Origin of the sequence: Arcicella lustrica, from assembly GCF_034930985.1 — a bacterium.
Classification (GTDB): domain Bacteria; phylum Bacteroidota; class Bacteroidia; order Cytophagales; family Spirosomataceae; genus Arcicella; species Arcicella lustrica.
Map to the genome: position 1 here is coordinate 192,547 of NZ_JAYGIM010000009.1, position 12,468 is coordinate 205,014.

Below are 12,468 nucleotides of genomic sequence, written 5' to 3' on the forward strand. Positions count from 1 at the left end.
CTCAACGTGCCACTCTAGGTGTTGGTTCATAGGGGTAGTTAAATTAGATAATTAAAACCTGCCAATGTTATATATGCGTATTTCACTAATTAGTTGTTCCTTGGTTAAAAAGATACTTTTATTATTAAGTTCTATTAGTATTTCATTCAACACTTCTTCGTTCTTTTCCCACCCTGAAATTGTTAATTCTTTATCTACTTTATTTATTACGTAGTCCTCAAACAATAAAAAATCTTCTCTATTAAGTATTGATTTACTTGAAAATAAATCAAAAGAACTAGCTTTAGTAATTGTTCGATTAAGAATTGAAGATTCAATTCTAGAAACTTTAGAGCTTAACTTGTCAATTTTATTGATGATATATTCATTTAAAGGAAGTTCAGTACTAGTTAACTTGCTTGGAGTAAGAGGAATTGTTCTTGAGAAGCTCTTCAAGAAAGGCGAATACTCATTATTATCTATCGACTTTTTATATGTAGCTATTACTCTCTTCTTTAATTCAACTTTAAAAGATTCAATATTATAATGTCGAAGACTGGACTGGTAATTCAAGTGTTCAATTACACTTGTATCGAAAGAGTATCCTGTAGTTTCATCTTTAATTATGATTGTTGGTTTATCGAAAGCTAATCTCATCCCAAGTTCAAACATTACATTTGGGTTTTTAGAGCTAACATCACAAATTACAATATCGTTTGTATAAATGTTTGTAACAATTCTTTCATGAATAAGCCCAATTTCAATATTATCGCTCACTAATTTAACTTCAAATTCTGTCTCAGAAAGTGAGTCCTTTATTATTTGTAAAACCTCCTTCCAATGCCCCATAGGATAATCAGAATGGTCAGCGATTGGCATAATAATACCACAGGTCTTTTTTGATAAAACTGGAGATACGTTTGCTTCCTTTTCTTTATTTGGCTCAATTGTAGATTGTTTTGACATAGTTATGTTGTTTAGTTATCTTAAAGATAAAATCTATACTTTCAATTTGACTCTATTTGATTCATTAATTATATCACACCAAGCAATCTGCTCAATGTGCCCTTCTAGGTGTTGGTTCATAGGGGTAGTATAATTTATTATTTATGACAATAAAATGCTTTTATTATTTCTATAATGTAATAAATAGCAGCAATTGATGTTCCAATAACTAACCATAATGTAAGTTTATTTAATCGCCTTGCATTTTCTAGGGCTTCATCTTGTAATTTAATTGTTTTGCTTTCTAACTCTTTAATTTTATCTTTTTTCTTCATTTTCCTTTTTTTGTTGATGCACGTATCCCAAAAAAGTTAAACCTTTTAAAGTAACATTGTATATTGTAAAACTATCAGTAGATTTAGTTACACGACGGATGTAGCCATCTTCTAATAGCTTATTAATAATTTCTTCAAATAAAATTCTATTTATATCATTATCTGTTTGATTTTTTGTTACTAAGTCCCAAAGCTTTTCTTTTTCTACGCTCAGATTATTAACATAAAGAATTCTTAAAATAAAAAATACACTATCAATCTTTTGTTCTAGACTTAACTCTTCCATTTTGATATTTATAGATTATATTTAGAATAATATTACTACACCTGCAATTTCAAATTAATCTCACTCAATTCCTCCTGACAAATCATCAAAGCCTTCCGCCACTCATTCACTTTCTCTTCAGCTTTTTGGTAACGTACATGTTTGGTGGGGTCAGCAATTTTTTTCTCCAGTTTACCTATTTGGTCTTTTATTAGCTTACGCTGTTGTTGGAGTGCCATCCGCTTCAATCTGCTCTCTTCGCTCTCAACCTGCTCGCTTTCCGTTGCTAAGCTGGTATCAGGTGGTAACGAGCCATTTCTTTGCAAATACTTCTTTTTGTCCCAAATATTCTCAATCTGGTTTATTAGTACTATCGCCTGTTTCATCAAGCCACCAGCGCTCACCGCTTTAGCCTGATACGCTGCCACTATTTGGGGAAAGATTTAACCAAGAATCACTTATATGATAATAATTCATTTTTATATTAAAACGGCAATCTCAAGTTTTCCAAAACCCATAACCCTTGCCTTGATTTTTTCTTAAAGTAACTATTTCTTTCCCAAAATTTCCTGCAAATACTCAAAATCTTTTTGTTCAGCATCAATATTTGCAAATTCTTTGAGGTCTTTTCAATCATAAATCTGATACTTTTATGATTATGTGATCCTAAAAAAGGCTTTTTATGTTTTAATTAGTAAATTAGTCCTGACTAAAATCATTAGACCTATCAATAAATATAAATATCATAAAATGAATTTTGTTGCAATAGATTTTGAAACTGCTAATAACGCTCAAAGTAGTGCTTGTGCTTTAGGGCTTGTGAAAGTGGAAAGTGGCGTTATTGTTGAAAGAAGAGAATGGTTAATAAAACCAACGCCTTTTGAAATGGGTTTTTATCAAAATAAGGTCCATAAAATTGAATTAATGGATTTGGTAGATAAACCTACTTTTGATGAAATATGGGATGAATTAAAGCCACTTTTGGAGGACCAAGTAGTCATTGCGCATAATGCGAGTTTCGATTTTGGAGTACTGAATAGTGTTTGTTCGCATTATAATATTAAGCCAATAAAGTTTACAAGGATGTGTTCGATTGCTTTGTCAAGAATGGCTTGGCACAACGAGAGGGGTTATGGTTTAAGTACTTTGGTGAAGTCTAAACTTGATAATTATAGTTTTAATCATCATGATGCTTTAGCCGATGCTGAAGCTTGTGCTCAATTGGTGCTTAAAGTGTTAAACGTACTTTCTTTATCAAGTATTCAAGAAATTCAATATTATAAATCTAGCAGGCTACAAATTAAACGTTCGTCTAGGGTAAAGACAGTCAAGAAGGTTTTTGAAGGAATTATCAATGAGGGCTTAAACAATCCTTTTAGAAAAAAAGAAGTAGTTTTTACTGGAACATTAGAGTATTTTGTCAGAAAAGAAGCTGAGGCTTTGGTGAAAAAAATAGGAGGGTTTCCTGCTCAATTTGTCAGTAGTAGAACAAAATATCTTGTGGTTGGTCAGTACGAGATTAATAGAACTAAGTCTTCGAAAATTCAAAAAGCTGAACAACTGGCATTAGAAGGATATAATGTTAAAATAATTGGAGAAAAAGAGTTTATTGAAATGATGTCGGTATAAAATTAATCAAAACAAAAACAGTCTTCAACAATTTTACTTGATGAAGGCTGTTTTGCATATTGATGTAATAATTATTTCCCTACATTAGCACGAATGATATTCAATGCACCACCCGCTTTAAACCATTCAATTTGTTGGTCGTTATAAGAGTGATTTACTGCAATCGTATCGCTTGAACCATCGGCATGGTTCAAAACTACTTGTAATTGTACGCCCGGAGCAAATGTTGTTAAACCAATGATGTCGATAGAATCGTCTTCTTGGATTAAGTCATAATCTGCTTCATTGGCAAAAGTAATCGCCAACATCCCTTGTTTCTTCAAGTTAGTTTCGTGAATACGAGCAAAAGATTTTACTAATACTACACGAACCCCTAGGTGGCGAGGTTCCATCGCTGCATGTTCACGAGAAGAACCTTCACCGTAATTTGAATCACCCACTACGATTGTTCCGATACCAGCCGCTTTATAAGCACGTTGCGTTGCTGGAACTGGACCGTATTCACCGATTAATTGGTTCTTAACGTTGTCTGTTTTTTCGTTGAAGTAATTCAACGCACCAATTAACATGTTGTTAGAAATATTATCTAAGTGTCCACGATACTTCAACCAAGGACCAGCCATTGAGATATGGTCAGTAGTACATTTTCCTTTCGCTTTAATCAATAATTTCAAGCCTTTAAGGTCTGTACCTTCCCAAGCTTTGAATGGGTCTAACAATTGAAGACGGTCAGAAGTTGGTGAAACTTTTACTTCTACTGAAGAACCATCTTCAGCAGGAGCTTGGTAACCAGCATCTTCTACGGCGAATCCTTTTGTTGGTAATTCATCACCAGTTGGAGCGTCTAATTTTACTTGCTCGCCAGCTTCATTAGTTAAATAATCTGTTAAAGGATTGAAAGTTAAATCACCTGCAATCGCCAAAGCAGTTACTAATTCAGGAGAACCTACGAAAGCATAAGTATTCGGGTTTCCATCCGCACGTTTAGCGAAGTTACGGTTGAAAGAGTGAACGATTGTGTTTTTCTCGCCTTTCTCAGCACCCGGACGAGCCCACTGACCAATACAAGGACCACAAGCATTAGAGAATACTTTACCGCCAATACTCTCGAAAGTATCAATAAAACCATCACGTTCAATAGTATAACGTACTTGTTCAGAACCCGGCGTGATAGTATATTCTGCTTTAGTTTTTAAGCCTTTTGCCGCTACTTGTCTTGCTAAAGATGCTGCACGAGAAATATCTTCATAAGATGAGTTCGTACAAGAACCAATCAAACCAACTTCTACTTTGGTTGGCCAGCCGTTTTTCTCGGCTAATTCTTTCATTTTAGAAATAGGCGTTGCTAAATCTGGCGTGAAAGGACCATTCAAATGCGGTTCTAAAGTATCTAAATCAATTTCAATTACTTGGTCGAAATAAGTAGCTGGGTCAGCATAAACTTCTGGGTCAGCAGTTAAATGTTCTTTTACGGTGTCAGCTAAAGCAGCCACATCAGCACGACCTGTTGAAGCTAAGTAGCGAGCCATAGATTCATCATAACCAAAAGTTGAAGTAGTAGCACCGATTTCAGCACCCATGTTAGCAATTGTACCCTTTCCTGTACACGACATTGAAGTAACGCCTTCGCCAAAATATTCTACCACAGCACCAGTTCCGCCTTTTACTGTAAGGATACCTGCTACTTTCAAGATTACGTCTTTTGCAGAAGTCCAACCGTTTAATTTACCCGTTAACTTAACACCGATAAGTTTAGGGAATTTCAATTCCCAAGCTAAGCCAGCCATTACGTCACAAGCATCAGCACCACCCACACCGATGGCAATCATACCCAAACCACCAGCATTTACCGTATGTGAGTCAGTACCAATCATCATACCGCCTGGGAAAGCGTAATTTTCTAATACTACTTGGTGAATAATACCTGCACCGGGTTTCCAGAAACCTAAACCATATTTATCTGAAACTGAAGAAAGGAAGTCATAAACTTCTTTATTTTTATTAACTGCAACTGAAAGGTCAGTTTTTGATTCTACTTTAGCTTCAATTAAGTGATCGCAGTGAACAGTAGAAGGAACTGCTACTTTTGGGCGACCAGCCTGCATAAATTGTAAAAGAGCCATTTGTGCAGTGGCATCTTGCATGGCTACACGGTCTGGAGCAAAATCAACATAAGAAACCCCTCTTTTAAAAGTACTTGTAGGAGTACCTTCCCACAAGTGAGAATAAAGGATTTTCTCAGTTAAAGTAAGCGGTCTGCCGACAAGTTTACGGGCTGCCTCAACACGAGCTGGCATACGTTCGTAAACTGCTTTAATCATTTCAATGTCAAAAGCCATAGTATGTTTTTTTTTAAGAATTCTTGAAACTTTAAGATTAAAGAATAAGGATTTATTTATAAATCTAAATAATCTAATTACTATTTTCAATATAAGAGAAACAAATTTCAAATATTTTAAGTTCTTTGCAACCTGTGAGCATACTGACAACGGCAAAAAAAGTAGATTATAACATAATAAGGTTTTATTCTTGATTAGGATTTAGGATGAATCTTATGCTAATCCTCTTAATTATCTAATAAAACAAATAAAAATTATACAAATCAAAGAAAATATATGTTAAAAACGCCTATTCGATAAAAAATTTTTAATTCGAAGTAGCTTTTTATAAATTTGTGAGACAGATTTTCACAGAAAAACGCTATTTTACCTTCTGACGAGAAGTTTGTTAATATAAAAATACTCAAGGATAAATACTATAATAACTGTAAATAATTCAATATGAACTTTTATAACGATTACCTTAAAGAAATCGAGGAAAGAAAAACACAAGGACTTCATCCTAAGCCAATTGATAGTGCTGAATTGGTAAGCGAAATCATTGAACAAATTAAAGTTTTGGGCAACGAACACCGTGCTGATTCACTTCAGTTTTTCATTTATAACACTTTGCCAGGAACTACTCCTGCGGCTGGTGTAAAGGCTAAGTTTTTAAAAGAGATTATACTTGGTCAGTCTGTTGTAGAAGAAATAACACCTGATTTTGCTTTCGAATTGTTGTCACACATGAAAGGTGGCTCTTCAATTGAAGTATTATTAGATTTGGCTTTAGGAGATGACGTTGCTATTGCAAAACAAGCTGGGGATGTATTGAAAACGCAAGTTTACTTATACGACGCAGATTTAAAACGTCTAAAAGATGCTTTTGAAAGTGGTAATACAACAGCAAAAGAAATCATCGAAAGTTATGCTAAAGCAGAGTTTTTTACGAAACTTCCAGAAATACCTGAAGAAATTAAAGTAGTTACGTTTATCGCAGGCGAAGGCGATATTTCAACAGATTTACTTTCTCCCGGAAACCAAGCTCACTCACGTTCTGACCGTGAATTGCACGGAAAATGTATGATTTCGCCTGCTGCTCAAGATGAAATCGAAGCATTGAAAGCTCAGCACCCAGATAAATCTGTGATGTTAATTGCTGAGAAAGGAACAATGGGTGTAGGTTCATCAAGAATGTCTGGCGTAAATAACGTGGCACTTTGGACAGGTAAGCAAGCAAGCCCTTACATTCCTTTTGTGAACTTTGCTCCAATTGTAGGTGGTACAAATGGTATTTCTCCAATTTTCCTTACAACAGTTGATGTAACTGGTGGTATCGGAATTGACCTTAAAAACTGGGTTAAAAAAGTAGATGCAGACGGTAAAGTTGTTCGTAACGAAAATAACGAACCTATTCTTGAACAAGCTTATTCTGTGGCTACAGGCACTGTACTTACGATTAATACAAAAACGAAAAAATTATACAATGGCGAGCAAGAGTTGATTGATATTTCAAGATCTTTCACTCCTCAAAAATTGGAATTTATCAAAGCAGGTGGTTCTTATGCCATTGTATTTGGTAAGAAAATCCAAACATTCGCTTCTCAATTATTAGGTATTGCTATTGCGCCAGTATTTGCTCCTTCTAAAGAAGTTTCTCATGAAGGACAAGGGCTTACAGCGGTTGAAAAAATCTTCAACAGAAACGCAGTAGGTTCTACACCGGGTAAAGTTTTACATGCAGGTTCTGATGTTCGTGTGTTGGTAAATATCGTAGGTTCTCAAGATACTACTGGTTTAATGACAGCTCAAGAATTAGAGTCAATGGCAGCAACTGTTATTTCTACTACGGTTGATGGTGCTTATCAATCTGGTTGTCATACAGCTTCAGTTTGGGATAAAAAAGCGCAAGCTAACATTCCAAAATTGATGAAATTCATGAATGACTTTGGTTTGATTACTGCTCGTGACCCTAAAGGTGTTTATCACTCAATGACGGACGTAATTCACAAAGTATTGAATGATATTACTGTTGACGATTGGGCAATTATCATCGGTGGTGACTCGCATACTCGTATGTCGAAAGGAGTTGCTTTTGGTGCTGACTCTGGAACGGTTGCATTGGCTCTTGCTACGGGTGAGGCTTCTATGCCAATTCCTGATTCTGTAAAAGTTACTTTTAAGGGTAGCATGAAAGAATATATGGACTTCCGTGATGTTGTTCACGCTACTCAATCACAAATGCTTCAACAGTTTGGTGGAGAAAACGTGTTCCAAGGTAGAATTATTGAGGTTCATATTGGTACGCTTACTGCTGACCAAGCCTTTACATTTACAGACTGGTCTGCGGAAATGAAAGCAAAAGCTTCTATCTGTATTTCTGAAGATGCTACTTTGATTGAATCATTGGAAATTGCAAAAAGCAGAATCCAAATCATGATTGATAAGGGCATGGACAACAAAAACCAAGTACTTCAAGGATTGATTGATAAAGCGAATAAGAGAATTGCTGAAATTCAATCGGGTGAAAAACCAGCGCTTAGACCTGATGCTAATGCAAAATATTATGCTGAGGTAGTTGTTGACTTAGACCTAATCGCTGAACCAATGATTGCTGACCCAGATGTAAACAATGCAGATGTTTCAAAGAGATATACTCACGATACCATCAGACCATTGTCTTATTATGGTGGCGACAAAAAAGTAGATCTTGGCTTTATTGGTTCTTGTATGGTTCACAAAGGCGATATGAAAATTTTGGCGCAAATGCTTAAAAACATTGAAGCTCAAAATGGTAAAGTAGAATTCCAAGCACCACTTGTTGTTGCTCCTCCAACTTACAATATTGTAGATGAATTGAAAGCAGAAGGCGACTGGGAAGTATTACAAAAATACTCAGGTTTTGAGTTTGATGATAATGCCCCTAAAGCAGCAGCACGTACTTCTTACGAAAAAATGTTATACTTAGAGCGCCCTGGTTGTAACCTTTGTATGGGTAACCAAGAAAAAGCGGCTAAAGGCGATACCGTAATGGCTACTTCTACTCGTTTGTTCCAAGGTAGAGTTGTGGAAGATACAGATGCTAAAAAAGGTGAATCTTTACTTTCATCAACACCAGTAGTAGTTCTTTCTACAGTTCTTGGCAGAACTCCAACTATCGAAGAATATGTAAAAGCAGTTGAAGGTATCAATTTGACTAAATTTTCTCCATCACACATTAAATTGGTGAAATAATAGCACAGCATATATTAAAAAAGCCTGAGCAACAACTCAGGCTTTTTTGTTGTTTAGATAAAGGAGAAAAAAAATGAAGCTTTCTAAAACTTATTTCATATAACCTGTCAAATGAATATAGCCTGTTGTCTAATTTTCATTTCGAATAAATAATAGAATTCTGCAATTTTATGACTGTTATCAAAAAAATGGACTACATTTTGAAATGAAGTTTATATATTTGGCAAAATATAAAAGGTAGTGGTCTTCTTATCAAGCATTTTATACCCCATAGGGCATCAAAATTGAAGGTTTTTAGCCCTAAAGAATAAATATTTCGTAAATAATTTCGATTGTTTACTCCACCAATCAAAATAATTAATGTCGAAAAACTTAGTAATAGTAGAGTCTCCAGCAAAGGCAAAGACCATTGAGGGATATTTAGGAAAAGATTTTACCGTAAAATCTTCATTTGGTCATGTCCGAGACTTACCTAAAGAAAATGATGCCATCGACATAAAAAATGGTTTCAAACCTACTTATATTATCTCACCAGAAAAGATAAAAGTAGTAAACGAACTTAAATCAGCCGTTAAATCAGCAGATGAAGTATGGCTGGCAACGGATGATGACCGTGAAGGTGAATCTATCTCATGGCACTTAAAAGAAGCTCTTGGGCTTGCAGACAGTACTAAAAGAATCGTTTTCCGTGAAATCACGAAAAAGGCTATTCAAAATGCCATTCAAAATCCAAGAACGATTGATGTAGATTTGGTAAATGCACAGCAGGCTCGTCGTGTATTGGATAGATTAATTGGTTTTGAACTTTCACCAGTACTTTGGTCGAAAGTGAAAAAAGGTTTATCAGCAGGTAGAGTTCAATCGGTAGCAGTAAGAATTGTGGTTGAAAGAGAAAGAGATATTGAAAATTTTGATTCAAAATCTTCTTTCAAAATCGTTGCTTTATTTCCCTTAGCAGGCGGAAGAGTCTTACAGGCTGAATTACCAAAGAACTTTGAAACAGAAGCCTTGGCGAAAGCATTTTTAGAGAAATGTATTGGTGCTGAATTCAAGATTAAGAATTTAGAAACAAAACCTGCTAAAAAATCTCCAACGGCTCCTTTTACCACTTCTACTTTACAACAAGAAGCTTCTCGTAAATTAGGTTATTCCGTGGCATCAACGATGATGTATGCTCAGAAACTGTACGAGGCAGGTAAGATTTCTTACATGAGAACTGACTCAACCAGTCTTTCTGATGAAGCAATAGGCAAAGCAAAAGAAGCTATCACCAATGCGTATGGTGTTGATTATGTACAAACACGTCAGTATAAAACCAAAGATGAATCGGCTCAGGAAGCTCACGAAGCCATTCGTCCGACAGATTTTGCAGAGAGTACTATCGTTGGCGATGCCAAAGAAAGACGTTTGTATGAATTGATTTGGAAACGTGCTATCGCTTCACAAATGGCAGATGCACAATTAGAAAGAACTACGGCTACTGTCGGAATTTCAACTACTGCGGAAGAATTAATTGCTCAAGGCGAAGTAATTAAATTCGATGGTTTCTTGAAAGTATATTTAGAAAGTAAAGACGATGAAGAAGATGAGGATAATTCAAAAATGTTACCTCCTTTAAATATCGGTCAAATTCTGAATTTAGATACTTTAAAAGCAACAGAGCGTTTTTCTCGTCCTCCAGCACGTTACACAGAAGCGAGTTTGGTAAAGGCTTTAGAAGACAAAGGCGTAGGTCGTCCTTCTACTTATGCTCCTACGATTTCAACAATTATCAAGCGTGAATATGTTGTAAAAGAAGACCGTGAAGGCAAAGAGCGTTCTTTCAAAGAAATTGTTTTAAAAGACAACAAAATTTCTGAAAAGACAAGTAAAGAAACTTACGGTACAGAAAAAGCTAAACTTTTTCCTACTTCTGTAGGAATGGTGGTAAATGATTTCTTAGTCGAGAACTTCAAAGAAGTAGTAGATTTTAAATTTACTGCTGATATGGAAGATGAATTCGATGAGATTGCCAAAGGAAAAGTAGAATGGTCGAAAATGATTGATAATTTTTATCAAGGTTTCCACCAAACGATAGAAGACAGTAAAAGTGTTGATAGAAATACAGTAGGTTCATCTCGTGATTTAGGAATTGACCCAAAAACAGGAAAGCCTGTTTCTGTAAGATTAGGTAAATTTGGACCTTATGTTCAATTAGGCGAAGCGAAAACCAAAGACGATGAAAAACCTGTTTACTTCAACCTTAAGAAAGACCAATTAGTAACTACGATTACTTTAGAAGAGGCTTTGGCGCTGATGGAATTGCCAAAACTACCAAGAGAAGTAGGTTTCTTTGAAGATAAACCAATGGTAATTGGTGCAGGTAAAATGGGACCATATATTCGTCATGATGATAAATATACCAGTTTGCCTGCCACTGAAGACCCTTTTACAGTTACTGAAGAAAGAGCGATTGAGTTGATTTTAGAAAAACGTCAAGTAGATGTAGGTAGTGCAATCGGTACTTTTGAAGGCGAGCCAATTACAACTGGAAAAGGTAGATTTGGTCCTTATGTAAAACATAATGGTAAATTCTATTCGCTAGGAAGAGGCGAAAATATTGATACTATTACGAGCGAAAGAGCGATAGAAATCATTCTTAAAAAACGTGATAGCGAAGCCAATAAATACTTGAAAGAATTCCCTGAAAATGATTCAATTAAAGTAGTCAATGGAATGTATGGTCCATACATTCAAATTGGTAAACGAAATATCAAAATTCCAAAAGATACTAAGCCTGAAGATTTGACTTTGGAAGATTGTATCAAACTAGGCGAAGAAGCACCAGCTCCTTCTGCTAGAGGAAAGAAAAAGTAAATTTAATAATTGAGTGATTTGTGATTATTCTTTTTGAAAGTCATTTATACGAATGTCATTTAATCTTAAATATTTTAAAGAAAGGTTGTCGATTTTTGATTGGCGACCTTTTTTTGATTTGAAAATTAAATTTAAAATCAAAGATGAAATCTACCCAAAAGAAATTAGTCGTATTAACTGGTGCTGGTATTTCAGCAGAAAGTGGCATTCCTACTTTCAGAGCATCGGATGGACTTTGGGAAAACCATGCCATTGAAGATGTGGCTACTCCGCAAGGCTTTAAAAAAGACCCAGAACTTGTACTCCGCTTTTATAACGAACGAAGAGCTAAATTAGACCATGTTGAACCGAATGAAGGACATGAAATTTTGGCTCGTTTAGAAAAATATTATGATGTACAAATCATTACACAAAATGTAGATAATCTTCATGAACGTGCCGGTTCAAGCAATGTGCTTCATCTTCATGGCGAATTAACGAAAGCTCGTTCTAGCATTGATGAAAATTTGGTCTATGAAATCGGCACTAAAGCAATTAATTTAGGTGATAAATGTGAAAAAGGTTCTCAGCTTCGTCCACATATTGTTTGGTTTCACGAAGATGTCCCTTTAATACATGATGCCATTGAAATTGTTGAAAGTGCCGATATTTTTGTGGTTGTTGGTACTTCTTTACAAGTATATCCTGCGGCTGGCTTGGTAAATTATGTGGCTGGTTTTGTGCCTATTTATATTATCGACCCGAAAAAACCAGAAACAGCCACCCGAAAAAACATGGCTTTTATTGAATATATAGGTAGTGTTGGCTTGGCTAAATTGTGGGATATTCTGGTAAATGATTGAGATGTAGCGTACAGATAAACCAAATTCTTTTGCTTAACCAAAAACTAGCCGTAATTTTGTGGCTT

The 12,468-nt window shown here is 35.3% G+C and carries 9 protein-coding genes; 4 read left to right on the forward strand and 5 right to left on the reverse strand.

Annotation, left to right across the window (positions count from 1 at the left end; all coding sequences use genetic code 11):
- Positions 1 to 51 precede the first annotated feature (51 nt).
- The 4 genes from VB798_RS12980 to VB798_RS12995 all read right to left on the reverse strand — a co-directional run bounded on the left by VB798_RS12980 (position 52) and on the right by VB798_RS12995 (position 1,952).
- Positions 52 to 945 carry a hypothetical protein gene (locus VB798_RS12980; protein ID WP_323258950.1) on the reverse strand — a complete coding sequence of 298 codons (894 nt, stop codon included), beginning with the start codon at positions 943 to 945 and terminating at the stop codon, positions 52 to 54.
- 137 nt (positions 946 to 1,082) lie between these two features.
- Positions 1,083 to 1,259: a hypothetical protein gene (locus VB798_RS12985; protein WP_323258952.1), complete on the reverse strand. Its 177-nt coding sequence runs from the start codon at positions 1,257 to 1,259 to the stop codon at positions 1,083 to 1,085.
- Positions 1,243 to 1,545, reverse strand: coding sequence for a hypothetical protein (locus VB798_RS12990; RefSeq protein WP_323258954.1), 303 nt, complete (start codon positions 1,543 to 1,545; stop codon positions 1,243 to 1,245). Before VB798_RS12990 ends, VB798_RS12985 begins: the two co-directional genes overlap by 17 nt.
- Before the next feature lie 35 nt (positions 1,546 to 1,580).
- Complete coding sequence (locus tag VB798_RS12995) at positions 1,581 to 1,952, reverse strand: hypothetical protein (RefSeq protein ID WP_323258956.1); 372 nt, start codon at positions 1,950 to 1,952, stop codon at positions 1,581 to 1,583.
- A 322-nt stretch (positions 1,953 to 2,274) separates the two neighbouring features.
- Here VB798_RS12995 and VB798_RS13000 point away from each other — a divergent pair, with 322 nt between their 5' ends.
- Positions 2,275 to 3,153, forward strand: coding sequence for an exonuclease domain-containing protein (locus VB798_RS13000; RefSeq protein ID WP_323258958.1), 879 nt, complete (start codon positions 2,275 to 2,277; stop codon positions 3,151 to 3,153).
- Positions 3,154 to 3,224: 71 nt separating this feature from the next.
- Here the strand turns inward: VB798_RS13000 and VB798_RS13005 are convergent, their stop codons facing one another.
- Complete coding sequence (locus VB798_RS13005; RefSeq protein ID WP_323258960.1) at positions 3,225 to 5,492, reverse strand: aconitate hydratase; 2,268 nt, start codon at positions 5,490 to 5,492, stop codon at positions 3,225 to 3,227.
- 441 nt (positions 5,493 to 5,933) lie between these two features.
- On the opposite strand from VB798_RS13005, the gene VB798_RS13010 reads away from it, so the two are divergent.
- The 3 genes from VB798_RS13010 to VB798_RS13020 all read left to right on the forward strand — a co-directional run bounded on the left by VB798_RS13010 (position 5,934) and on the right by VB798_RS13020 (position 12,403).
- Positions 5,934 to 8,705, forward strand: coding sequence for a bifunctional aconitate hydratase 2/2-methylisocitrate dehydratase (locus tag VB798_RS13010; protein WP_323258962.1), 2,772 nt, complete (start codon positions 5,934 to 5,936; stop codon positions 8,703 to 8,705).
- Positions 8,706 to 9,065: 360 nt separating this feature from the next.
- Positions 9,066 to 11,561, forward strand: a complete 2,496-nt coding sequence (gene topA / locus VB798_RS13015; protein ID WP_323258964.1) for a type I DNA topoisomerase — start codon at positions 9,066 to 9,068, stop codon at positions 11,559 to 11,561.
- 143 nt (positions 11,562 to 11,704) lie between these two features.
- A complete protein-coding gene (locus VB798_RS13020; protein ID WP_323258966.1) occupies positions 11,705 to 12,403 on the forward strand; it encodes an SIR2 family NAD-dependent protein deacylase in 699 nt (232 codons plus the stop codon).
- Positions 12,404 to 12,468 lie beyond the last annotated feature (65 nt).

What these genes read in the sequence shown, in the direction of transcription:
- VB798_RS12980 (WP_323258950.1), bottom strand. Translation starts at nt 945, where the DNA reads ATGTCAAAACAATCTACAATTGAGCCAAATAAAGAAAAGGAAGCAAAC.
- VB798_RS12985 (WP_323258952.1), bottom strand. Translation starts at nt 1,259, where the DNA reads ATGAAGAAAAAAGATAAAATTAAAGAGTTAGAAAGCAAAACAATTAAA.
- VB798_RS12990 (WP_323258954.1), bottom strand. Translation starts at nt 1,545, where the DNA reads ATGGAAGAGTTAAGTCTAGAACAAAAGATTGATAGTGTATTTTTTATT.
- VB798_RS13000 (WP_323258958.1), top strand. Translation starts at nt 2,275, where the DNA reads ATGAATTTTGTTGCAATAGATTTTGAAACTGCTAATAACGCTCAAAGT.
- VB798_RS13005 (WP_323258960.1), bottom strand. Translation starts at nt 5,492, where the DNA reads ATGGCTTTTGACATTGAAATGATTAAAGCAGTTTACGAACGTATGCCA.
- VB798_RS13010 (WP_323258962.1), top strand. Translation starts at nt 5,934, where the DNA reads ATGAACTTTTATAACGATTACCTTAAAGAAATCGAGGAAAGAAAAACA.
- topA (WP_323258964.1), top strand. Translation starts at nt 9,066, where the DNA reads ATGTCGAAAAACTTAGTAATAGTAGAGTCTCCAGCAAAGGCAAAGACC.
- VB798_RS13020 (WP_323258966.1), top strand. Translation starts at nt 11,705, where the DNA reads ATGAAATCTACCCAAAAGAAATTAGTCGTATTAACTGGTGCTGGTATT.